This is a genomic window from Candidatus Avedoeria danica (genome assembly GCA_016703025.1).
Classification (GTDB): domain Bacteria; phylum Chloroflexota; class Anaerolineae; order Epilineales; family Epilineaceae; genus Avedoeria; species Avedoeria danica.
In genome coordinates, this window is sequence record JADJCV010000004.1 from 2,873,771 (window position 1) to 2,897,306 (window position 23,536).

19 protein-coding genes are annotated in these 23,536 nt (G+C 71.6%); 8 read left to right on the forward strand and 11 right to left on the reverse strand.

Going from position 1 to position 23,536, the window contains the following annotated elements; genetic code table 11:
- Positions 1-52 precede the first annotated feature (52 nt).
- Positions 53-634, forward strand: a complete 582-nt coding sequence (locus IPG72_14285) for a methyltransferase (GenBank protein ID MBK6770150.1) — start codon at positions 53-55, stop codon at positions 632-634.
- A 166-nt stretch (positions 635-800) separates the two neighbouring features.
- Here the strand turns inward: IPG72_14285 and IPG72_14290 are convergent, their stop codons facing one another.
- The 6 genes from IPG72_14290 to IPG72_14315 all read right to left on the reverse strand — a co-directional run bounded on the left by IPG72_14290 (position 801) and on the right by IPG72_14315 (position 5,899).
- Complete coding sequence (locus IPG72_14290) at positions 801-1,352, reverse strand: Uma2 family endonuclease (GenBank protein MBK6770151.1); 552 nt, start codon at positions 1,350-1,352, stop codon at positions 801-803.
- A 115-nt stretch (positions 1,353-1,467) separates the two neighbouring features.
- Entirely contained in the window at positions 1,468-2,532 is a 1,065-nt protein-coding gene (locus tag IPG72_14295) for a thermonuclease family protein (protein MBK6770152.1), read from the reverse strand.
- Between the two features lie 64 nt (positions 2,533-2,596).
- A complete protein-coding gene (locus IPG72_14300) occupies positions 2,597-3,283 on the reverse strand; it encodes a LysM peptidoglycan-binding domain-containing protein (GenBank protein MBK6770153.1) in 687 nt (228 codons plus the stop codon).
- Positions 3,284-3,335: 52 nt separating this feature from the next.
- On the reverse strand, positions 3,336-4,037 hold the full coding sequence (locus IPG72_14305; GenBank protein ID MBK6770154.1) for a response regulator transcription factor: 702 nt from the start codon (positions 4,035-4,037) through the stop codon (positions 3,336-3,338).
- A 5-nt stretch (positions 4,038-4,042) separates the two neighbouring features.
- A complete protein-coding gene (locus tag IPG72_14310; protein ID MBK6770155.1) occupies positions 4,043-4,768 on the reverse strand; it encodes a response regulator transcription factor in 726 nt (241 codons plus the stop codon).
- Positions 4,769-5,899, reverse strand: a complete 1,131-nt coding sequence (locus IPG72_14315) for a HAMP domain-containing histidine kinase (protein MBK6770156.1) — start codon at positions 5,897-5,899, stop codon at positions 4,769-4,771.
- Between the two features lie 223 nt (positions 5,900-6,122).
- On the opposite strand from IPG72_14315, the gene IPG72_14320 reads away from it, so the two are divergent.
- Positions 6,123-7,271, forward strand: a complete 1,149-nt coding sequence (locus tag IPG72_14320) for an ATP-binding protein (protein MBK6770157.1) — start codon at positions 6,123-6,125, stop codon at positions 7,269-7,271.
- Between the two features lie 31 nt (positions 7,272-7,302).
- Entirely contained in the window at positions 7,303-8,184 is an 882-nt protein-coding gene (locus IPG72_14325) for a VWA domain-containing protein (protein MBK6770158.1), read from the forward strand.
- Positions 8,185-8,212: 28 nt separating this feature from the next.
- Here IPG72_14325 and IPG72_14330 read toward each other — a convergent pair whose 3' ends face one another.
- Positions 8,213-8,587, reverse strand: coding sequence for a sulfurtransferase (locus IPG72_14330; GenBank protein ID MBK6770159.1), 375 nt, complete (start codon positions 8,585-8,587; stop codon positions 8,213-8,215).
- Positions 8,588-8,702: 115 nt separating this feature from the next.
- Between IPG72_14330 and IPG72_14335 the strand changes: the two genes are divergently transcribed.
- Genes IPG72_14335 through IPG72_14345 form a run of 3 tightly spaced genes read left to right on the forward strand, consistent with a single transcriptional unit; the run spans position 8,703 to position 12,490 of the window.
- Positions 8,703-9,269, forward strand: coding sequence for an RNA polymerase sigma factor (locus IPG72_14335; GenBank protein ID MBK6770160.1), 567 nt, complete (start codon positions 8,703-8,705; stop codon positions 9,267-9,269).
- Positions 9,244-10,062 (forward strand): hypothetical protein, encoded by an 819-nt coding sequence (locus tag IPG72_14340; protein ID MBK6770161.1) that lies wholly within the window; start codon positions 9,244-9,246, stop codon positions 10,060-10,062. Before IPG72_14335 ends, IPG72_14340 begins: the two co-directional genes overlap by 26 nt.
- 19 nt (positions 10,063-10,081) lie before the next feature.
- A complete protein-coding gene (locus IPG72_14345) occupies positions 10,082-12,490 on the forward strand; it encodes a hypothetical protein (protein ID MBK6770162.1) in 2,409 nt (802 codons plus the stop codon).
- Between the two features lie 37 nt (positions 12,491-12,527).
- On the opposite strand, the gene IPG72_14350 is transcribed toward IPG72_14345, so the two are convergent.
- Genes IPG72_14350 through IPG72_14360 form a run of 3 tightly spaced genes read right to left on the reverse strand, consistent with a single transcriptional unit; the run spans position 12,528 to position 20,616 of the window.
- A complete protein-coding gene (locus IPG72_14350) occupies positions 12,528-14,954 on the reverse strand; it encodes a glycosyltransferase family 39 protein (protein ID MBK6770163.1) in 2,427 nt (808 codons plus the stop codon).
- Positions 14,951-16,876: an asparagine synthase (glutamine-hydrolyzing) gene (gene asnB / locus IPG72_14355; GenBank protein ID MBK6770164.1), complete on the reverse strand. Its 1,926-nt coding sequence runs from the start codon at positions 16,874-16,876 to the stop codon at positions 14,951-14,953. Before asnB ends, IPG72_14350 begins: the two co-directional genes overlap by 4 nt.
- A 5-nt stretch (positions 16,877-16,881) precedes the next feature.
- Complete coding sequence (locus tag IPG72_14360; protein ID MBK6770165.1) at positions 16,882-20,616, reverse strand: lamin tail domain-containing protein; 3,735 nt, start codon at positions 20,614-20,616, stop codon at positions 16,882-16,884.
- Positions 20,617-20,933: 317 nt separating this feature from the next.
- Between IPG72_14360 and IPG72_14365 the strand changes: the two genes are divergently transcribed.
- Positions 20,934-21,785 (forward strand): polyphosphate polymerase domain-containing protein, encoded by an 852-nt coding sequence (locus tag IPG72_14365; protein MBK6770166.1) that lies wholly within the window; start codon positions 20,934-20,936, stop codon positions 21,783-21,785.
- Positions 21,757-22,476 (forward strand): DUF4956 domain-containing protein, encoded by a 720-nt coding sequence (locus IPG72_14370; GenBank protein ID MBK6770167.1) that lies wholly within the window; start codon positions 21,757-21,759, stop codon positions 22,474-22,476. Before IPG72_14365 ends, IPG72_14370 begins: the two co-directional genes overlap by 29 nt.
- Positions 22,477-22,499: 23 nt before the next feature.
- Here IPG72_14370 and IPG72_14375 read toward each other — a convergent pair whose 3' ends face one another.
- Positions 22,500-23,528, reverse strand: coding sequence for an RNA methyltransferase (locus IPG72_14375; GenBank protein ID MBK6770168.1), 1,029 nt, complete (start codon positions 23,526-23,528; stop codon positions 22,500-22,502).
- Positions 23,529-23,536 lie beyond the last annotated feature (8 nt).

Here is a 23,536-nt window from a genome sequence, read left to right on the forward strand (position 1 = left end):
GCGGCATGTCCGGGGCAGCGCGGTCGAAGCGGCGTAGGTTAGCATATCAGCCATGGACATCGCCGCCCTGAAGGCCCCCCTCGTCATCGAGACCCAGCTGCGGGGCCACGCCTGCACGTTCCACAGCACGTGGGGCCTCTTCTCGCCGAAGGCGATCGACGAGGGCACCCGCCTCCTCATCGACCACCTGCCGATCCGCCCGGACGACGACTGCCTCGACCTCGGCTGCGGCTACGGCCCGGTCGGCATCGCGATGGCCCACGAGGCACCCGGCGGCACGACGCTCATGGTGGACGTGAACGTCGTCGCCGTCCGCTACGCCGCGGCGAACGCGCAGCGGAACGGCCTCGCGAACGCCGACGCCCAGCTCTCCAACGGCCTGGACGACATCGACCCCGCCCGCCGATTCGACCTCGTCGCCGCCAACCTGCCGGCCAAGGTCGGACGCGAGCTGCTGGCGATCTTCGTCCACGACGCGCACGCGCGGCTGCGGCCGGGCGGGCGAATGGCGGTCGTGGCGATCAGCCAGCTGCGGCCGGTCGTCGAGCGGGCGTTTCGCGAGACGTTCGGGAACGCGGACAAGCTGAAGCAGGGGCGGGCGCATGTGGTGATGGGGGCGATTCGTGACGGATAGGCACGGGCGCGATGCGTTTCGGCATGTCGCCCTTTCGACACGGCCAGCGCGATTAGTCGTCGCGCGTGATCGGCAGGTGCGCCGGCAGCCGGTCGACCCTGTGCCCAGGCGGTGAGCACGTGAGCTTGGACATCGAGACACGGCAGAACGGTGACGTCGGGAGGGGCTACAACGCGAAGATGTCCGCCACCGGCATCGTGAAGCCGGGCAAGACATCGCCTCCATCGAGAACTTCACCCTCTGCCACCCGCGACGGACCCACGCCGGGGATGTGAACAGTGACGATCCGACGCCGCGTGTCGACGACCCAAACGAGCCGCGCACCTGCCGCCAGGTATTCACGGACCTTGCGCGCGATCTCGCCGGCTCGGTTCGTCGGCGAGAGGATCTCAACGGCCAAGTCGGGTGCCCCTTCCACGTAGCGATCGAGATCCCCCTCAGAAGCCAGACGGCTCGTGTCGATGAACGCAACGTCTGGCCCGCGCACGGTGTCGGGTCCACGCTCGACGACGTAACCCGTGTGCAGGACGTAGCCGGTCTTCGCCGACTCGGCGAACTGCATCAAGCGGAACGTGATCCGACTTTCGACCAGCGCATGGCGCGGTTTGGGAAACGACATCTCGATCACCACGCCCCGCACGAGCTCGTGCCGGCCTCGCAGATCGAGCTGCGCGAACTCCTCAGCCGTAAGCCCGACCAACGTCTGCATCGTCGCCATGACCATCCTCCCGTTCGCGTGCCGCATTCAACAGCCCGATCCGCGACCTCGTTGTCTGCCCTGAGCACACTGCCCAAACGATAGCGTACCCTTCCCCTCCGACCCACCGCCTTCGTCAAGGCCCGCCCGCCCCCGCCCCTGCCACCACCCGCACGTCCTCCGCCCCTCGAACGACGATCTGCGGCGCCCCGCGGTACAGCTCGATCCGCCCCTGGACGACGATGCACTTGCCCGCAAAATGCTCGGCCGGCGGTGCCGGAAAATCGGCATAGTCCGTGGGGAACACGGCAGCGTAGAAGTGGGATTGGAACGGTTCGTGCGAGTTGAGAAACGTCACCTTGCCCGTGTCCTTGGCCCGCACGACCTCGAACTCGACCGCTTGGTACGTATCGAGGTGGTCGCCGGCCAACTCCGCCGGGATGGCACCGGCAACGCGCGCGCCGCACGGCTGGGACGGGTCGACGGCGCCGCCGCTCACGGCCGCGCGCGTCGCTGCGACGGGAGGCGTTGCGACGGGGGACGACGCGGCCGCGGCCCTCAGCGTCGATTCGTGAGCCTGTGCGTCTGCCGGTGCACGGCCCGACACGGTCGGCGGTGTCGCGAACACCGCCACCCCCGTCGGCCGAGCCCTGCCCCACAGCCCGCGCCGCGCCGCACGCGCCGCCGCCTCGGCCGTGCGCAGCTCGGCCTCGTGGCCGACGTTCGGCGGGATGACGAGAACGTGTGCCAGGCCCTCGGCGACCAACGTGGCGGCGACGAGGCGGCCGTCGACGCGGACGTGGCGCAGCAGACGGCCGTAGTCGTCGATGTCGACGGCGTCGCGCTCAAGCCGCACCGTGCGTCCGTCGACGAGCGCGGACATGCGCACCGCCGCCTCAGGCCCGAAGGGCTGCGGGCCGTCCATGTCCGGGTGGTGCGTCTCCGGCGTGTCGATGCCGATCACACGGACCGTTCGCCCGTCCGCCGTGACCAGCGTGTCGCCATCGATCGCGTGGTCGACGCGGACGCGCTCGCCGCTCGCGCCGCCATCTGCACCGGTAAGGGCGGCCGCGATATACGCTCGCATGCCCGGCGAGACGGCCAGCGCAACCGCCAGCACCAGCGCCGCGACCCCGGCGAGCCTTACGAACCGCAGGATCGGATGCTTCAGACGATGGACAAGCCTGTCGATGCTCGGCATACCGACAGGTTATGACATGGCTCGTGCGTCCGGAAGGCAATCCGCGCCACGTTTGCGACAGACGCTACGACACGCTCTTCGGCGGCGGCGGCGCCACGGGCTCGAGGACCGCGTCAGGCGAAACGGGCTTGCGCGCCGCGCCGGCGCTCGTTCCGCCGCCGGCCCCGGTCGGCGTCGCCTTCCGCTCGCGGAAGCCGAGGGCCCACGCGAACATCGGGAAGGCGCTCGACCACGCGAACCCGTCCTTGATCGCCCCGAAGAGGAAATGCGGCGTCATCTCCGGGTTGCCGACCACCCCGGCCTGCATCGCAGCGTAGCTGGCCAACGCGAGGACGAACGAGATGCTGAACATCTGAACGCGGTAGCCCTTGGGGAGAATCCCGACGGCCAGCGCCAGCCAGAAGCTCAGGAAGACGCCGAGGAACTCGGCCCCGAGGCCGGCGGCATGGGTGCCGAGCAGCTTCTGCCACGTCATCGCCTCCGGCGGCACGGTGACCTCGGTGCCCTCCGTCAGAATGGCCGTGGGCGAAAGCGTCGCGTTCGCCAGCTTGAGGTCGTCCACCGTGACGCCAAGCTCGGCGGCGATACCCGGGAGCGTGTCACCGCCTTTGCCGATCTCCACGACCTGCGTCGTCGTCGTGTGGACGACGAGGCCGCGGTCCAGACGCGCGCCGCGCCAGCCGGACCAGCCGACGAAGGCGATGACGGCGAGGAAGCCGAGGGCCAGGACATAGAGCGCAAGGGCCTTCATCGCGTTCTCCTCTGATGCGCGCGGCGTCCGCAACCGACGCCGATGCGCAGGTCTACGTCGCTGCGGCGAATCGGTAGCCGGCGCCCGGCACGGTGAGGACGATCTCGGGCTTTTCCGGATCGGCTTCGATCTTCTGCCTCAGCCGCCAGATGTACTGCTTGAGGACTTCGGTCGGGCGGTGCTTCTCCGGGGCGCGGCCCCAGACACCGGCCAGGATCTCCTCGTGGCTCAGCGGGCCGCTGCCGTGGGCGATGAAGAACTCGAGCAGCCGAAACTCGCGCGGCGTGAGCGGTGCCGGCTCGCCGCGCACCCAGACCTGGCGCGACTCGAAGTTCACCCACAACCGGCGATCGACGTACACGCCCGCATCCGGTTCGGCCGCCGGCACCCGGTCCGTGCGCCGCAGCACGGCCTCGATACGCGCCCCGACCTCGTCGGGATGCGCGCCGGCGTCCACACAGTCCTCTGCGCCGGCCTCGAACGCGCGCCGAACGTCGCCGGCGCCGGCGCCGAGGACGATCAGACGGCCGGAGGACAGGACGGGCGCCAGCGACCACGCCACGTCCTCGGGCACGCCGGTCGTATCGAGGAGCACGAGATCGGGCGGCGGGTCGCGGTCGTATACGTCCTCGTCGGCCAGCCGCGCGCTCGGGGCCTCGATGTCGACGCGAAAGCTGTTCGCGCGCAGCGCCGCGACGAGGTCGGCGCGCGCGTCGGGCCGCGCGCTGACGAGGAGGATCCGCCGACCGGCCATCCCGGCTACACCGTCTGGAAGCGGTAGCCGATGCCGCGCTCGGTCCGCAGATAGCGCGGTCGGCGCGGATCGGGCTCGATCTTGCGGCGCAGGTGGTGGAGGTGGACGCGGAGCGTCGCCTCGGCGTCGTTGTAGGCGTCACCCCAGATCAATCGCAGGAGCTCGGCGCTGGTCACCGGTTGGTTGGGGTGCTGGACGAGGTGGCGGAGCAGATCGAACTCGATCGGCGTCAGCGCCACGGACTCGCCCTCGACGACCACGTCGCGCGTCGCCAGGTCGACGGTCAGATGGGCGTCCTGGTAGCGCATCGGTCGCTGCAGATAGGGTCGATCGCTTGCGCGCTTGAGGACCGCCTTGACCCGCATCCGCAGCTCGTCGATGTCCCAGGGCTTCGAGACGTAGTCGTCGGCGCCGATGCCAAGCCCTTTGACCCGGGCATCGAGCTGCGAAAGCGCCGTGACCATGATGATGGGCGTGTCCCAGACCTCGCGGATCCGCTGGCACGTCAGCCAACCGTCCATGAGCGGCATCTCGATATCCAGCAGGATCAGGTCGGGTCGCATCTCGTGAGAAACGCGCAGTGCCGCCAGCCCGTCGGCGGCCTCGATGATCTCGTAGTCATCGAGGGAAAGCGCCATGCGCATCAGCGCACGCGCCTCGTCGTCGTCATCGACGATGAGAAGGCGCTTCAGGTCGGCGATGCGCTTGGGGATCTCGGCGCTCGTCGGCATCTACTGGGACGGCTCAGCGGCCACCGGCAGCGTCAACGACATCGTCGTCCCCGATGGCGAGGTGCGGGCGATCCATAGACGGCCGCCGTGCGAGCGGGCGATGTTGCGCGCCAAGTACAGTCCGAGGCCGTAGCCTTCCTTGTCGCCGGTGTTCCGGCCGCGCCCGAACGGCGTGAACACCCTGTCGACGTCCTCGGGTCGGATGCCCGGCCCGCGATCGGTGATGTCCAATCGCACCCCGCCCTCGGATGCGTGAATCCGGACGTTGACCGGCTTGCCCGGCGCGTACTTGGCCGCATTGTCGATCAGGTGCTCGATCACCCGCGCGATCTGACTGGCATCGCCGCGCGCGAGCGGCGTTCCGGCATCGACCTTCACATCGAATGTCGTGCCCGTCGCCCTCTCCTCGGCCGCCAGCGCGAACGGTTCGATGGACGAGGCAGCCATCGCGCCAAGGTCGAGCGGCTCGAGCTTGATCAACCAGCCGCCGGTGGCCGCAACGGCATCCAGCAGCGCCTCGAGCCGCGCCAGCAGCCGTCCGCTTTGGCTCTCGATGATCGTGAGCGCCTTGCGAACGCTGTCCATATCGCCCACGTCCAGGTTGCGCTGCGCCAGCTGCGCCCCAACGCGCACGTTCGACAGGGGTGCGCGCAGGTCGTGACCGAGCAGCGCCAGGAACTGGTCGCGTGCATCCGCGTCGAAGCGCCCGGCATCCGCGGCGTCCAGTCCGAGCCGGGCGAGCGTGGCCGCCACCTCGACGAGCGTGACCTCCTCGGCGTTCGGCGCGACGGAACGCGACAGTGCGATGACACCGCGCGTGCCGGTGCCGGCAGTCTGTGGGAGGGGCACGCACAACCAGCCGTCGATGTGGGCGACCTCGGCCTCCGCCATCACCTCGGCCAACGCTCTGCGCTCCGGCGAGCGCGGCGGGGCACCCGAACCGGGCGCCCGGTGCAGCGCCGAGAGCGTCGGGCCGCCGACGTCAAGCCATACCTCGCACGCATCGGCCTCGAGGACCTCAGCGATGCCGCGCGCCACGACCGGCAGGAACGCCGTCCGGTCGACTGCGCCGGCTGCCGCCCGGGCCATGTCCAGGAGTGGATCGAGTCGCGTGTTCAGCTGCAGATCCACAGGTTCCTCCGCGCGCCGGGCTCAAGCCGGGCTTAATCCTTCGGTCACGAGAACTAAACGATAATATAACCAGCGCAGGGACGGATTGCAAGGGGGAGCGCGCGAACGGGTCGCACGGTCTTGGCCGATTCGCACAGCGTCCACGTTGCGGGCGGGGGCACAACGCGACGCGGATGGCCTTCGGGCGACGCATGCGTCGTCCCTACGATATAATCGTCGCCCTATGCCACAGCTCTTCCCGTTCTCGGCCATCGTCGGGCAAGACGATCTGCGACGCGCGCTCGTGCTGAACGCCGTGCGGCCGGACATCGGCGGCGTGCTGGTGCGCGGCGAGCGCGGCACGGCCAAGAGCACGGCGGCGCGCGGCCTCGCGGCGCTCCTGCCGCCGATCCGCGCGGTGGTCGGCTGCCCATACGCCTGCGATCCGGACAGAACGGCGCAGCTCTGCGAACGGTGCATTGCGCTGCTGGAAGACGGCCTCGACCTGCCGAGCGGCCTGCGTCCGACGCCGTTCGTCGACTTGCCGGTCAGCGCCACCGAGGACCGCGTCGTCGGTACGCTGGACATCGAACACGTGCTGGCCACGGGCGAGCGGCGATTTGAGCCGGGCGTGCTGGCCTCGGCCAACCGCGGCCTGCTCTACATCGACGAGGTGAACCTGCTCGACGACCACGTCGTCGACGTCCTGCTCGACGCCGCGGCGATGGGCGTGAACGTCGTCGAGCGCGAGGGCGTGAGCTTCAGCCACCCGGCACGCTTCATCCTCGTCGGAACGATGAACCCCGAAGAGGGTGAGCTTCGCCCGCAGCTGACGGATCGCTTCGGCCTTTCGGTGACCGTCGGGGCCGTGCACGATGTCGAGCTGCGCACCGAGATCCTCCGCCGCCGGTTGGCCTACGACGACGATCCGGACACGTTCATGGCCCGCTGGTCGGCCAGCGAGGCGGCGTTGCGCGAACGGATTCTCGCCGGGCGCGACGGACTCGGCCACGTCGAGATCACGGACAACGACCTCCGCTTGGCAGCGCGCCTCGTCGCGGCCGCCGGCGTCGACGGGCACCGGGCCGAGATCGCCATCCTGAAGACGGCGCAGGCGAACGCCGCGTTCGAGGGCCGGACGGCCATCAGCGTGGCCGACATGGCGCTTGCGGCCCGCCTGGCCCTGCCCCACCGCCAGCGCCGCGGACCGCTCGAGGGCGGCTCGTCCGACATGGTGGCGGTGCACGAGGTGCTGGCACAGGCCGACCGCGACGGGCTCGAGACCGCGGCCGACGGCATGACGTCGCTCGCCGACGGGCAGCCGCAGCACGGTAAAGGAGATCCGTTGGCGCCAGACGCCGACGGGCCGAAAAGTGGAGGCTTCAGCTTCTAGCCCGTCGGCCGATGGCCAGGGTTCGCAGCCCATGCCGGGCCACACCCAGCCGGACGCCACGCGGACCGAGGAAGCCGTTCAGGCCGCCGCCACCTTCGCCGCGCGCCACTTCGAGACCGACCTCGACCGTCTCAGCCGCCGCGCCTCCGGCCGCCGCAGCGTGACGCGCACCGAGACGCGCCGCGGGCGCTACGTGGCCGCCCGCCCGGCCGAAGGCCGCTACGACGACATCGCGTTCGACGCGACGCTGCGGGCGGCGGCGCTGCGGCAGGCGCCGATCCAGCCCGGCAAGCCCATCGAGATCAAGCTCGGCGACCTGCACCGCAAAGAGCGGGTCCGCAAGGCCGGCAACCTGATCCTGTTCATGGTCGACGCCAGCTGGTCGATGGCCACCGCCGAGCGCTTGGCCGCCGCCAAAGGCGCCGTGCTCAGCCTGCTCGTAGACGCCTACCAACGCCGCGACCGCGTCGGCCTTGCCGTGTTCCGGCGCGAGGGCACGGAGATCGTCCTGCCCTTCACCGGCAGCACCGCCCTGGCCGAACGCCGGCTGCGCGACATCGCCGTCGGCGGAAAGACACCGCTGTCGCACGCCCTGTACACCGCCGACCAGCTCTTCCAGCAGGCGATGCAGCGCGATCCGTCCGCCCTGCCGTTGCTCGTCCTCCTCACGGACGGTGCCGGCAACATCTCCCTCACCGGCCGCGCGCCGCTCGAGGAGATGCGCCTCCTCGCCGCCGCGCTCCGCCGCCGCGGCGTGCGCTCGATCGTCGTCGACATGTACACCCGCTCCCGCTTCTACCCGACCAGCCCGGCGGCTGAGCTGGCGGCGTGCCTCGGCGGTGAGCTGTGCAACATGTCGGAGCTGCGGGCGGAGGGGGTGGTGACGAAGGTGCGGTCGGCGATGGGGGGGTGAGGGAACCGGGCATGCGTCCGCGTTCCGCTCAGTAGCCCATCATCCCGGGCTCCACCTCAACCCGCCAAGCCTCGATCCCCCCGGTCAGGTTCGCCAGTGCCGTGAATCCTTGCGCCGCCAGCGCGTAGCACAGGGACTGGCTGCGGCGGCCATGGTGGCACTGGAACACGATCGGCTCGTCGGGGTCGAGATCGGGCCACCACGCGCGGACTTCGGATAACGGCAGGAAGTCGGAGCCGGCGATGCAGCAGATCGCGCGCTCGTGGGGTTCGCGGATGTCGATCAGGCGGGGCGCGGAATCGGCGGCCATGAGGGCGGCCAACTCCGTCGGCGCGATCTCGCGAAACGGCATCGTCGGCGGCGGCGACGGCTCGGTCGGAGGGGGCGGTGCGGGGGTCGACATCGCGCGCTATGATAGGTCGCCTTCACATGCGGCGCCACAACCGTCCGATGGGGTGTCCGTCGGGTGTCCGTTGGGGCTGTGGTCAGCGAAGGACGTGTCGCGTGTTGTTAACCCCGTGAGGTCGGAAGCCTTGGTGTACGACGAGGACTGGCTGGTCGAGGCCGCACGCCACGACCGCCAAGCATTCGGGCAGTTGTACGACCGTCACTTCGACGCGATCTACCACTACGTGGCGCGTCGGGTGGGGGATGAGGCACTGGCAGAAGACCTGACCGCCGCGGTGTGGGAGCGCGCCTTGGTCGCCATCGAGCGCTTCGAGCTGCGCGGCGTGCCGTTCGCGGCATGGCTCTATCGGATCGCCGGCAACGTCATCGCCAACCACCATCGTCGCGCTCACCTCGTCTCGTTCGTCCCCTTTCTGCCGCAGGCCCACCATGAAGGTGTCCATTTCGCCGATCCCATCGATGAACGCACCATGGTTCGCGAGGCGTTCATCCGTTTGTCCGACAGCGATCGCGAGGTGCTCAGCCTGTGCTATCACGCCGGCCTGACGCCGCCGGAGATCGCCGACGTCCTGAGCTGCAGCCCGGCCGCAGTGCACAAGCGACTGCACCGCGCCCGCCAGCGGCTGCGACAGCTCCTCGAGGGAGAACATCGTGTCCCGGTCTCATCCGTCCACTAGCCCGCCGCTCGATCCGAATGACCCGTTCGTCCGCCTGCTGGGTGCCGACGAGCGACACACGGCGCGCCCGGAGTTCCGGGCCGCGCTCCGCGATCGCCTGCTGACGCTGACCCCGGCGCCCGGCGTGCCGATCGACGCGCCGCTGATCGGCCGCGTCGTCCTTCGCCCCGTGCCCGCCCTCGTGGCTGCGGCGCTCGGCACGGCGCTGATCGCCGCAGTGTGGGTCATGCAGCCCGTCGACCGCGACGGCTTCATCCCGCCGCCGCCCGTCGATCAGCGGGAGCCGGCTGCACCGCTTCCCGCCGCCGCAGCACCGGCCGTCGGGTCCGTGCGCGTGCGCCCGCCATCCAGTGCAGCCGAACTGCGCGCCACGATCGCCGACCGCAGCGCCGTCGACCGTCCGGTCAAGCGCCCGGCGACGTCCACGTCGGCCGCCGAGCGGGACGATGTCGTTCCGGCACGGGCAGCCCTGCGAGCGGCGCCCCTTCGACCGCTGGCCGCGACCGAGTCGGGGGCCGGTGTCGCCGATCGTGCGCTGCCCGTGCCGCCGGCGCCCGCCGATGCGGCGAGCGTTGCGCCGCCGCGCAATCCATCGTCGGACGGCGGCCGTGACCGCGGCCGGCCGGCCGCCGCCCCGTCGGCCACCGCCACCACGAACGCGGCCGACGCATCGGGCGGCGCCGGGGCGACATCGCCCGCGCTCCTGCCGCCGGAGCCGGCGGAGCCGACACCGGCACCCGTCGTGGCGATGCCGACCGTCCCCGTCGCGCCGACGCCAACGCCCGGCCCGTAGCGCCGGCAACCCAACGCCGTTGGCCAAGGCCGTTCCCTCGCTGCGGGTCGCGCGACCGACGTCGCTTCTGGCGCGCGGCTCGCGATGGACGCGGATCGCCCTCGTCCTCGGCATCGCGGGCACGATCGCCCGCCCGTCGGCGCCGGTGACGGGCGCGGCGGTGAGATATGGGCTCGGTGATGGCGGCGTCGCAGGTGGCCGGATCTATCTGCCGCGGCTCGATCGCGCGTTCGAACCGCCCGGCGCCGAGACGCTCGTCGACGTCCCGTGCGACGTCGCCGGCGACGCGTGCCTGCCGCTCGGCTGGCAGGTGCGGTGCGGCGGCATGGGCCGCGTGCGCGACCTTGTCGTCGTCCGATCGGACGAGGGCGCCGCCCACGCGGGTGCCCCGACCTTCTCGGCCGTGCTGGCCGTCGGCGACGGGGCGGCGCTCGGCGTGCCGAGCGGCGACGGCATCGATTGGCGGGTGGCCACCGGCGTCGACCTCGGCGGGCTCTACCACGCGACGGTCGCCAACGACCTCGGCGGCTGGGCTGTCGGCGACGGCGCCCGGATCGCCCGCCTGGGCGACGACCGCGGCGCGTGCTGGTCGATCGCCGCATCGGGCTGGGTGACGGCCACGCTGCGCAGCATCGAGCTGAAACCTGGGGGCGTCCCGCCGATCGGTGATCCATGGCCGAAGGACATCGGCGGGTGGGCGGTCGGCGGGACGGTCACCGTGACGGACGGCGTGACGCGAACCGCCGCGATGATCGCCCAGCTGGACGTCAGCGCCGACCCGCCGCTCTGGCGCCACCTCACCGAGGACACCGAGGGCCGCCTTGCCCTGCCGCCGCTGTTCGACGTCCAGAGCGTGCCCACCGGAAGCGGCGGCCAGGAGCTCTGGGCGATCGGACAGGACGGGCCATCCGGCGTGCTGGCCCGGATGGAGGAGATCGACGGGCAGTGGACGTGGCGCCGCGACGCGAACGCCGTGCTCAACGGCTACCCGACCGAGCTCGCGCTACAGTCCGAGAAGCAGGGCTGGGCGTTCGGGCGCAGCGCCGCGGCCCATCCGACGGCCGCCGTGTGGCGCTTCGAGGGCGGCCAATGGCGATCGCAGCCTCAGCTGCTGCACCCCGGCCAATCGCTGATCGACGCCTATAGCCTCGACCTGAGCACGATCGCATACGGCCTCACGCCCGCCCCCGACGACACCGGGGCCGCCCGCGATGTCATCCGCCACACGGACGGCGACCGCGAATGGGCCACCATTGCCCGATGGCCCGCCGGCGCACCGGTCCCGTCCGGCAGCGGGCACCACTCCCTGGCCCCGCTCGGTGCCGAACGCTATCTCTATGCGCTGGGCGACGGTCTTTGGCTCGTCGACGCCGGCGGAGGGACGGGCGCCGAGGGTGCCGAGTGGACAAGGCTCTGGCAGCGCCACGACGTGTACGACGTCGCGGGCGTCCCCGACCACGGCTGGGCGCTGGCCGACGTGGCGGCGCCCGACGGACCGCACCTGATCAAGCTCGACCGCACCGGCATGCGCCGCTGGCGGCCCGCCCGGCCGCTGCCCCGCCTGCGCGCGCTCGCCCACAGCGGCAGGACGTACTGGGCGGTCGGCGACGGCGGCGCGACGTGGTGGATGCCGGCTGGCGCGACGACGTGGCGTCCGGCGCCGGCCGATGGGACGACAGCCGGCGGTCACCTGCTGGCCGTGGCCGCCACGCCGGGCGGCGCGGTCTGGGCCGCCGGGATGGATCCAAGCGGCGGCGGGCGGGTGTGGCGCATGATCGAAGGAAGGTGGCACGTCATCGAGGCGCCCGCCTCCCGGACACCACTGACCGCGATCGCCGCAACGGACGGCGGGAACGCGTGGGCCGGCGGCGACGGGTCATCGCCGACCGGCGCGGTGCTCTTCATCCGCCCGGCGCCGGCCGGCGACGGCCCGTGCCCATCCGCCAACCCGGTGGACGATCCGTGGCAACGGGCGGGCGACGTCTGCTTCGCCATGAAGCCCTCACGCGTCGGCGGCATGGCGGCGCTGGGGGACGACATCCTGTGGCTGGCGCGCGAGCGCGACATCGTCCGGACGGGCGGCGGCGGCTTGCGCGTCCATGACGACCTCGGTGTCCGCGGCCCGGACGGCGACTGCCCGACGACATCCGCCTCCGCCCCGTGCAAGCTGCGCTTCGAGTGCCGCCTGACGGCGATCAGCGCCGCCGCGGCGAACGCGGTGTGGGCCGCCGTCCGCTGCCCTTCCCCGCACGACGATCCGGGCCGCGGCGCGACGCGGCTCCTGCGCTGGGACGGCACGGCATGGCATCAGGGCCCGGTGGTCAACACCCGGATCCGCCGCCTCGTCGCCGGCGCCGACGAAGTGGGCACGCCCTGGGTGCTGGCGGTCGGCGACTGGACGACGGTCCTGCAGTTTCCGACACGCTGATCCCGACACGCTGATCCCGAAGGCCGCAACGACCTCGTCAGGGCAGCGGCTCGAGCGGCTCGAACCGCACGCCGGCATGAGAGATCTCCACCGTGCCCAGGACGACCTCGTCGGCCCCCCATCGCCGGCCCGCCGCATCGCGCGCCGGTCGCCGCACCCCGGTTTCCGGTGCGTACCAGCCGACGGACAGCCGCAGCGACCCGTTCGCCCGGCCGCCGATCGGGATGTGGTGCTCATCCGGCACGACGTCGCCCGGTTGCCACAACGACGACGGGTACGTCCCGCCCGCCGGCGGGCCGTCCGCACCGGCGCCCGGCCAGCCGCTCGCATCCGTGAGGTGCACGAACACGGTTTCGTCGCCCGCGACCGGAGCCACGGACGTCCAGTAGAGCGTGAGCCGCAGGGGCTCCTCACCGGCCGGCATCAGGCGTTCTTCGATGGTGTACCCGCTCAGGACGGCACTTGTCGGCTCGCCGAACACGTCGGTGCGCACGTGCGCGGCCGGCGGTAACGTCACGGGCTGCACCGGCAGCAGCACGACCGGCCAGGCGTAGCCGCCGCCCTCCGGCAGCACGTCGCTGCTGCGCGCATCACACGCCGTCGCCTCGCGCCGCCCGCCGACCGCCGCGACGCGCGAGTCCCAGCCGCGGTCCGCAAGCCACCCGGCCACGATCGTCGCCCGCCGCGGCGCGTCGATCGGTGGGACGGTGAACGTCACGTCTTCGGTGAAGCGGCGGTTCGGCAGCCAGGCACTGCTCGGGTAGCGTCCACCCTGCGGGATCCGGTCGTCGGCCGACAGCACGCGACCGTCGGCGTCGACGAGCTGCGCGAACTGGCGCAGCGGATCGTCGGGCTGGCGACCGGACGTGACCCAGGTCAGCGGCCATGTGGACACCGCGCCGGAGGGCACGCGGGCGATCGGGGCGCACGGGTCGACGACGAGGCGCACCAAGCCCGGGCCGAAGTCGGCACCGGCTGCCGCAGGCGCGGCGTCGACGCCCATCGCTGCGGCAGCGGGCACGTCGTCGAGCGGCAGCGACCCTCGCACCGGCCCGAACGACGGTTGCAGGACGTGCGTCAACCCGTAGGTCCCGAGTCCGAACCACCCGACGACCAGGGCGAGCTGCGCCCCCGGTCGCCATCGCACCGGCAGCCAGCCGGTCAGTCCGAGCACGAACAGCACGCTGAACGCGGACAGCGCCGGGAACAGGTACCGGCCCTGGGCAACGACGAGATCGAACGTGAAGGCCAACCGGAACACCGACGCGTAGACGAGCACGACCGCCGCTGCGAGCAGGCCCACCGCCCAGCGTGTCGAGGCGCAGCCCAGCACTCCGTCGGCGTCGTCCGGACGCCGCCGCTGTCGGAGGGCGAGCGCGGTCCAGCCGGCCGCGCACGCGACGAGCAACCCGCCGAACGCCGCGTACAACCGCTGCGGCATCGCCACGACCATCCAGCCGAAGCGGCCGAGGAACGACTCGAACTGCACGCGGAAGTACATCGGCAGCTCCGGCCACAGCGGCGTTCGGCGCACGCTGGCCACGGCGGCGCGCTCGAAACCCGCCCAGCCGAGCACGTCGCCGCCCATCGCCACGTTCCACATCAGCCACGCCCCGGCCACCGCCAGCAGCGTCCCGCCGCACCACGCACCGCCGCGCACGAGCACGCGCCACGAGCGCGCCCGCCGCGCCGCGATCCCGATCGCCAAGCCCCCGACCGCCACGAGCGCCAGCGTCGTCAGCTTGGCAAGCAACCCGATGCCGAGGAGCAGGCCGAGCACGGCGAACGCCCGCCGGCGGGGCGACCGGACGGCGACGCGCGCAGCGGCGACGAGCGACAGCGCGCCGACGGCCGACGCCAGCGCGTCGTTGTTCGCCACACCGCTCATGTACAGGAACTGCGGCAGGAAGGCAGTGACGGCCGCCGCAGCGAGTGCCGACGACCACGCGCCCGGCACGACGGTGCGGGCGAGCGCGAATGTGGCAAGAACGGTGACCAGACCGAGGATCATCGACAGGCGCCGCAGCGCCGCGACGAACGCGTAGCGCGGGGCCATGGGTGGCAGCTCGTCGGCGGAGTGGTGGTGGGCGGTGTAAGTCGCGGGATCGAAGAAGTCCGGCACGAACTGGCGGTTGGGCACGAAGTAGAGGTCGCGGTCGTCATGTCCCCATGTCGCCAGGACGCCGAGCGCGTAGTACAGCGGCGGGTGCTTCACCTGCTGCTGCAGCGGCTCGCCGACCTCGCCGTGCCGTGGCGGGCGCCCGTTCGCCCGCAAGAACGAGACGTAGGCGATGTGCCCCGGCTCGTCCGGCCCTTCGCCGAACGGCGTCGCATCACGATACGCGCAGGCGAGGGAGACGTATGCGACGAGCAACGCGGCGAGAGAAGCGCGACGGAGCCACGATCGACGCCCGGCCGGATCACCCCGTCGATCCGCCGCCAACGGCCCGCGATCCTCCGTCAAGGCGCGTCCCCGTCGATGAAGATCTGGTGCCAGAGCTCGAGGATCACGAGCGCCATCACCTGCTTGACCACGATGAACTCGCGGCCGGCCATGCGCGCGACCAGGGCCTGCACCGCGGCAGGCTCGAAGTAGCCGCGGCGGCGCACGGCGTCCGGGCTCAGCGTTCGCTCGATGAGCCGGGCCACGGCGGGCTGGTCGACGAAGAACTCGCCGGGCAGATAGAACGGGTTCTTCTTGCGCCGCGTGTTCTCGGGCGGCAGCACCCGCTGTGCCCACGTGCGCTCGATGACCTTGTCCGCCAAGCCGCGCACCTTCCACCGCGGCCGCAGCCGGAACGCCAGGTCGACGAGGTCGGCGTCGAGGAAGGGCAGCCGCAGCTCGAGCGAATGCGCCATGCTGCTCTTGTCCTGCCGGAGCAGCGCGAAGTCCTGCAGCCAGTCGTCGAACTGCAACGCGAGCAACCGATCGAGAAAGTTCGCCGACGCCGGGTCAGCTACGCGCCGACCGGCCTGGTAGACATCGTGTGCGGCCAGCGTATCCAGCATCGGCATGGCGCCGAAGGCGGGGCTGTACAGCCGGGCGCGGTCGGCCGGGCTGAACAGCGTCCGCAACCAGGTGTAGTTGCCGTACAGGCCGCGCGTGTCATAGCCGGCCAGGAAGTCCGCCACGCGCCCCCGACCCTCGCGGCCGAGGTGGGCCGGAAAGACGAAGAAGCGATCCAACACGTCGACGGGTGCCCGCCGCACGGCCTCGGCCACGATGTGCCGGTTCACGGCGCCCGGCACAAGGCGCCGATAGCGCTCGGTCCACAGGAGCACCTTGTGGAAGCTGTAGCCGCCGAACAGTTCGTCCGCCCCCTCGCCGGCCAGCACGACCTTGACGTGACGCCGCGTTTCCTGGGCCAGCAGGTAGTAGGCCAGAATCAGCGCGTCACCGATCGGGCGCTCGAGGTGCCAGATCATCTTGGGCAGCAGGTCGAAGTGCTCGGGCCGGCAGATGATCTCGGTGTGTCGCGTCCCCAGCCGATCGGCCAGATCCCGCGCTTGCCCGGTCTCGTCGGTGGCCGTCCCGAAGCCAAGGGCGAACGTGCGGACGGTCCCGCCCAGCCGCGCCATCTCGGCCACGATCGCGCTCGAATCGACGCCGCCGCTCAGGTAGGCCCCGACGGGCACGTCGCTGACGAGGTGACTGCGCACGGCGCGCGTGAAGCCTTCGTCGAACGCCTCGAGGGCTTCGCCGTCCGGCACGTACGGACCCGTCGTCAGCGGCACGTCCCACCAGCGCCTGATCTCCAGTCGGCCGTCTTTCAGGCGCAGGTAGTGCGCCGCGGGCAGGACGTGGATGCCCTCGAAGAGCGTGGCAGGGTTCGGGACGTAGCGCAGCGCCAGGAAGGCGTCGATTCCGGCCGGATCCACGCGGCGGGGTACGTGGGCGCTCTGCAGGATCGCCTTGATCTCGGAGCCGAACACGAGCCGCCCGTCCTGCCAGTGGTAGTACAGCGGCTTCATGCCCACCCGGTCGCGCACGAGCGTCAGCGAATCGTCGCGGCGGTCGTGGACGGCGAAGGCGAACATCCCGTGCAGGCGGGGCAGGCAACGGAGGCCGTCGTCCTCCCAGGCATGGACGATGACCTCGGTGTCGCAGCGCGACGCGAAGCGGTGGCCGCGCTCGGTCAGCTCGGCCATCAGCGGTCGGTGGTTGTAGATCTCGCCGTTGTAGACGACGACGACGGACCCGTCCTCGCTCACCGCCGGCTGTCGGCCGCCGGCCAGATCAATGATCGCCAGGCGGCGCATGCCGAGGTGGACGCTCCCGCCGTCGTAGAAGCCGTCGTCATCCGGCCCGCGGTGGCGGATGGCATCGCCCATGCGTGCCAGCGCACCCGGTTCATCGAAGCCGGCGAAGCCGAAGATGCCGCACACGATGCCTAGCGCCTTACCTGCGCCCACGGGATGAACCGCACGCTCAACACGCTCGCGGCGATGCCCGGCGATCCGCCCGTCCGCAGGGCAAACCACGACCGCGGGTCGTTGCCCCACCCGGCCGGGAACCGTCGTTCGAGCGAGGCGCCGGTCGGGAACAGCGGAATCTGCCATGGCGGCGCGGACCGCCATTCCACGCCATCCACCCGCACCCATGGCCCGAGGACCGGATCGGCGGTGCGGCCGACGCGCGGGCGGCCGAGCGCCACGGTGCCGCTGGCGGCCGCGAGCCGCCCGGCCCACGGGCCGAACAACGGCACGCCGTCGGGGACGCTCGGGGCGGCGGCATGGTCGAACGGGTCGACGGCCACGACGACCGCGTACCCGTTCGCGCTCAGCTGGGCGCCCGCGGGAAACACGAACCGGACGTCGCCGATCAGCGACCACGGACCGGTGCCGGACGCCGGATCGCCGCCGAGATCGATCGGGCGATCCGTGAGATTGCGCAGCTCGATCCACGCCGAACGACCCTTGGGTGGTGCCGCCAGCATCTCGCTGATGATCACCGGTCCGATCGCCGGCGGCGCGTTCGGCGCGCCCGTGCCGGCGCGGAACGCGTCGACATCGACCGGTCCCACGACGCCGAACGTCGGCTCTGCGAGCGCGGCAACGTCAAGGCCGCCCGGATGGCGATGCGGCCCGAACGACGTGCTGCCGTCCGCCGCGCCGCACGTCAGGCGCTGCACGAAACCCGTCGGCCGACCGGCCGCATCGGCGGACGAGAGGTAGACCGGCTCGCCGTCGCTGTCGAGCCCGAACGCCGTCGCGGCAGGTGCGAGCGCCTTGAAGTCGCGCTCGTAGATCACACTGAAGCCGCCTGCCGGGATCGCAAACGGCGCCGGGAGGCGATACTTCTGGAGCGCACCCCGGTCATCGGACACGAACCAGCCGCCGATATCGACGGGTGCGGCCGATGGGTTCGCGAGTTCGACGGCGTCCTCGTATGGCGCGGCGCTGGCGCACATCACCTCGGAGAGCGTGATCCGGCCGTCCCACGGCGGGGCGGGGTCGTCGCGGCCGGGGGAGCCGCCGGCGGCGCGGCTGGCGCGCCATGCCAGCGGGTCGGTCGCGTCGATCGGGTCGGCGCCCGGGCCGACATCGCGCAGCACGAGGGAGAATCCGTGGCCGTCGGGGCCGAGCGGCCAGAGATCGCCCTCACGGTACGTGACGTCGGCCAGCGTATCGCCGCCCGTGTCGAGGAGCGTGATCCGCTCGCCGCCGTCGGCGAGGCGGCCGGTGAACAAGGCGTCGGGCGCGAAGCCGTAGCGCGCCGCGAAGGCGCTGGGGCTGCGCGCCAGGACGAGCGGCCGGCCGGCGGTCAACCGCGTGCCGGGCGGCAGCGTAGCGGTGATGCCGTGGGTGAAAACGGCGCCCGACAGGTCGATCGGCGTCGTGCCGGCGCCGCGCGGCACCGCAAGCTCGACGAACTCCTCGTCGTCACCCGCAACCGGGTGGTAGTTGATCTCGGCGATCGCGACGCGCGGCCGGCTGTAGATCGCGTCGGCCATGGCGCTCCACCGGCCGTCCGGCGTGCGCTGGCGGGCGCGCAGGCGCGTGTAGCGGTCACCGATCCGAATCGCCCGGTCGTAGGGCAACGCGCTCGGCGAAGGGTTGGCGGCGTTGGGGGTGCGCGGATCCGTGCCGTCCGTTGTGAACCAGATCGTGCCGTCGGTGGCCTGGTCGGCACAGCCCTCGTCCAGGAGGCCGATCGTCACGACGGTCACGGGCTTCGCGCCGCTGCCGGGCGGGGAGAACCGCGGGCTCGCGACGGCTGGGTACAGGCCCTCGCCACACAGTTGGGCGAGCAAGTCGGCCGTACGGTGCGGGTAGAGATCGCGCAGCAGCCGCGCCCGCTCGGGACGCCAGTTGTCGTCGCGGTTCTGCGGGCGGTTCAGCTTGACGTTGTCCAACATCGCGAAGCGCACGAAGCGCCAGTTCTCGCTGCGCGTACGCTCCTGCCACGGCCCATCACCCCATCGCGCGCTCTCGCCGACGATCGCGCGCTCGATCTCGCCCGCGACGGCGTCGTAACGCGCGGCGGCGGCGGTCGGCGACAGGGCGCCGGCTTCGAAGAGCTGGCGGCGGACGCGATCGGCGAACAGCAGGCGGTACTCGGCGCTGCCGTCCGACAGCCAGCGGTGGAGCCCGGCCACGCCATCCGAGTCGATGCTCCGGCCGCAGCGCTGCGGCTTGCCGATGCAGGTGTCGATATCGAGCCGGTCGTTGCACGGGCCGCAGTAGGTCTCGCCCGGGCTCTGCCGCAGGCCGAGGCTGTGCTCGATGTCCCAGACGAAGAACTGGAACGGGCCGCCGAGCACGCGGTTGCGGGCGGCGATGAAGTTGTTCGTCGGCCAATCCCAGTTGTCGGCGTACAGCTCGATGAGCATGTAGTCGGCGTGCTGCGGCAGGTCCATGAGCTGCGCGACCCGGCCGTACGTTGCGCGGTCGATCTCGACGCCGGCCGGGATGGAGTCACGGACCGCCAGCAGCGCCTTCCAAGCCGCATCGTCGCCGTCGCCGAGATCGTACGCGTCGCGATCACGGAGCGTATCGTGCGCGCGGATGACGTCCCAGTTGCCTTCCTTCCCGCCGAGGTGGGCGGCCATGAAGTCGGCGTCGAGTTCCTCGGTCAGGTTGTAGAGGCCCCAGTAGAGCCCGTCAAGGTAGAGGTGGACCCACGTGCCGCGCGCGCCGACCCAGCCCATGTCCCGCTGCGTGCGCCGGCCCCACTCGTCGTGGACGTATTGGGCCTTGCCCGGGAAGTAGATGAACGTGTCGGCCTGGCCGCCGCGCAACCTGAGGCTGTCGAAGCGGGTCGGCTGTTCCGGCTGGCCGTCGGAGTCGACGAAGACCGGGTAGTCCAGCTGGCTCGGCCCGTACATGCTGCGAAAGCGCACGGAGAACGAGTGCTTGAGCGTGGTGTCGGGCTTGCGGCTCCAGCCGCCGGCGATCCGCACGCCGGCATCCACCTGGAAGCCGGGGCGTCCGTCGGTGCGCAACATCTCGATGGATGCCGGCCGCTCCCACGCCATGCCGCGCTCGAGCGGGTGGCTGTAGATGCCGCTGTCGGGATGGAACAGGTGGTCCGGGGCCGTGACGATCGAAACGCTTGGGATGGCCTTCAGGTCGTCGATGATCTCAGCCGCATAACGCGGGTCGTCGACGACGCGGCCATCGACGGCGTAGTCGGCCGGCACCGGTCGACCTTTCTCGGTGCCCTCGGGATAGACGCCCCACGTGGCCGGGAAGCCGGGCGCGCTCACCCCTTGGCGGATGCGGTCGGCCAGGAAGAGAAAGGTGTGCGTCGCCACGCTCGACGGCGTCCAGCCCGACCGGAATGCCGCAGCGCGAATCGTCGTCGTGCGCTCGATGCGCAGCGGGCCGTCGGCGGTCGCACCGTGCTCGAGCGACGGCGGACTGCCGTCCGCCGTGTAGCGGACGAGCGCGTCGCGAACGGGGCTGTGCAAGGTGAGATCGAACGGTGCGTCGAAGAAGCCGCGCTCGACCGAGAAGACGACCGGCGGCATGTCGTGGAGCACGTGGTTGCGACCGGCGTACGGCAGGTAGATCGCGCCGCTGCCCGCGGCGGTCGCCTTCGGCGTGATCGTCGCGCCGGCGGCAGCCGCAACGAACAGCAGCGCCACGGGGACGACACGGATACGGGTGATCGGACGGCGCATGGCGATTGGGTGGCCCTTCCTCCACCCTGGCCGGCGGTTCACCTGCGCGGCCGAGGGCATTGTACCGTATGGCCGGCGGCACGAATCGCGGTGTTGGGGCCATGACAACGCGCGGCCCGCCAGGGTGTCGGCGGATCCCGGAAAACGGGCGTCTCCCTCATGCGACGTCGCGAGTCTAGACAGCTGGGGCCTGCGGCGCATAACATGCGCTTAACATCCCAATCAGATCCCGGCCATGCGTCGTATCTACGATCACACCACCGCTTCGCAGCCGCAGCCAGCAGCCGCGCCCGGTGGGTCAGGTAGTGGGTCAGGTCATGGAAGCCCGCCCGGAAGTCAACCGGTTCGACCGACTAGAGATGAAGTACGTGCTCGATGCGCACCAGCGCCGCGCGATCGAGTCCGTCATCCGCGCGCGCCTGTCGCCCGACCCCTATGGCGATGCCGAGGGCTGCTACCCGATCATCAGCCTCTATTTGGACGACGCCGAGCTGTCGGCTTTCTGGGACCGCGAGCGCGGCGTCGCCTCGCGGCGCAAGCTGCGGGCGCGGATCTACGGCGGCGCCGGCACCCGCGCGGCCCCGACGTGCTTCGTCGAGATCAAGCACAAGTACGGCCGGCGCACCGCCAAGCGCCGGATCGCCCTGCCCGTGGCCGACGCGATGGCGCTCGTCGGCGGTGCGCCGCCGCCGGCTGCCTCGACCCGGATGGCGACCCTGACGGCGCGCGAGACGCTGGTCGTGCTCGAGGCGCAGAAGATGGTCCGCGACCTCCGGCTCGCCCCGCGCTGCATCGTGCGCTACGACCGCCACGCCTACCTCGGCGCCGCCGATGCACCCGACCTGCGGATCACGTTCGACCGCAGCGTCCGCGCACGGGCCCACGACCTCGTGCTCCGGACGGACGACGACGACTTCGACGTCGATCTCCTGCCGGAGGGCGCCTCGGTCCTCGAGATCAAGGTCGATCACGTCGCACCGTGGTGGCTGGCAGCGGCGGTGGCCGCGCTCGGTCCAACAGGCCACGCGATCAGCAAGTACGCCCTGGCGGCCGAGAAGCTGCTCGTGCCCTCATTCCTCGCCGAATCGCGCTCGGCCGAACGGGCCGCGCCCACCCACTCACGCAACGGACGGACGGCCCATGGACATGCTCAACCAGCTCTTCGGTGACGTGCTCCGGCCGCCGGCCGCAGGCGACGCGGCCACGCTCATGCAGCTGGTGACGGCGCTCGGGCTGTGCTGCGTGCTGATGATCATCGTCGGCTTCGTGTACCAGCGGACACACCGCGGCACGCTCTACACCCAGGACTTCGTCCACGCGCTCATCGTCATGGGCGTCGTCGTGACCGCGGTCATCATGGGCATCGGCCAGAGCCCGGTGGCGGCGTTCGGGATCTTCGCCGCGTTCTCGATCATCCGCTTCCGGCGCGCGCTGCCCCAAACGCGGGACGTCGCCTTCATCTTCCTGGCGATGGCGATCGGCGTGGCGTGCGGCGCGCACCAGTACGCGCTGGCCGTTCTGACGACGCTGCTCGTCAGCCTCATCGTCGTGGCCCTCGCCACCTTCAACCTGTTCGCGCCGGTGCGGCCAAGCCACTTGCTGCGGCTGCGCGTGCCGCCCGAGGTCGACTTCGATGCAGCGTTCGCCGATGTCTTCCACCGCTTCCTCGACCGCATCCACCTCCAATCCGTCGAGTCGGTCCAGGCCGGGATGCTGACCGAGCTGCGCTACGCCGTCCGCCTGCGCGCCGACGCCCGGCCGCACGACCTCGTCCTCGCGCTGCAGCAAGCGAACGGCAACAACCGCGTCATCCTCACGACGGCGATCTTCGACGGGGACGGCGGCGCGGACGACGATTGAACGGGCACGGCAGCGCCGCGCCCCTACCCATGGATCCCGTCGTCCAACCGTTGTCGCACCTCGCGCAGCCACGCGTACATCAGGATCCCCCCCGCCACCGCCACGTTCAGCGACTCCGCCCGCCCGACGATCGGCAGCCGCACGCGCGCCACCGCGAGGCCGTCGATGTCCGGCGACAGGCCGCGCGCCTCGTTGCCGAGGACGAGCGCGACGCCGGGCGCACCGTCGCTCCCCGCACCGTCGCTCCCCGGTCCGAGCACGCCGGCCCCCCAAAGCTCGCCCCCGTGCGCATCCGCGCCGACGACGCGATACCCCGCCCCGCGGAGCCACGCCGCGAGCGCCTCGGCGTCGCTCACCCGGCCGAGCGGCAGCGTGAACAGCGAGCCCATGCTGCCCCGCACCGCCCGCGGGTCGAACGGGTCGACGCACGGCTCGACGAGGACGACAGCGTCGGCGCCGGCGGCGTCGGCGGTGCGGATGAGCGTTCCGAGGTTGCCGGGGTCCTGCAGGCGATCGAGCACGAGGACGAGGCCGGGCGTGCCCGGGCGGGGCACGAGGCCCTCGGCTTGGCGTCGGGCGATGGCGGCGTCGAACGGCATCGCACCGCCATCCGCGCCGCTGCCGGTAGGCGGCAACGCCCACCCGAACGTCGCAAACGTCGCCACGACGCCCTGCAGATCGTCCCGCTCGCACAGTGACGCCAGCACATCGGCCGTCACCGCGTGCAGCCGCGCGCCGGCGCCCGCGAGGCGGTCGGGCAGCGCGCGTGCGGCCGGCGGCGTCGACGGGTCGTCGAGCACGGCCGGCGCGAAGAAGGCATCGAGCGGGCGATGGCCGGCCTCGAGCGCCATGTGGAGGAGCTGGAGCCCCTCGACCAGGAATCGCTCCTGCGCGCGCCGGTGCTTGCGCGTCTCGAGCTTGCGCGCCTCGACGACCGCCGGGTTGCGGCGACTGGTGACGAGGTCGGTCGCCCGAGGATCCTTCGGCCGCGGTTCCTTCGGCCAAGGTTCCTTCGGCCGAGGATCGGTCGACCCGGTACGTGGTGTGGACATCGGGCGGT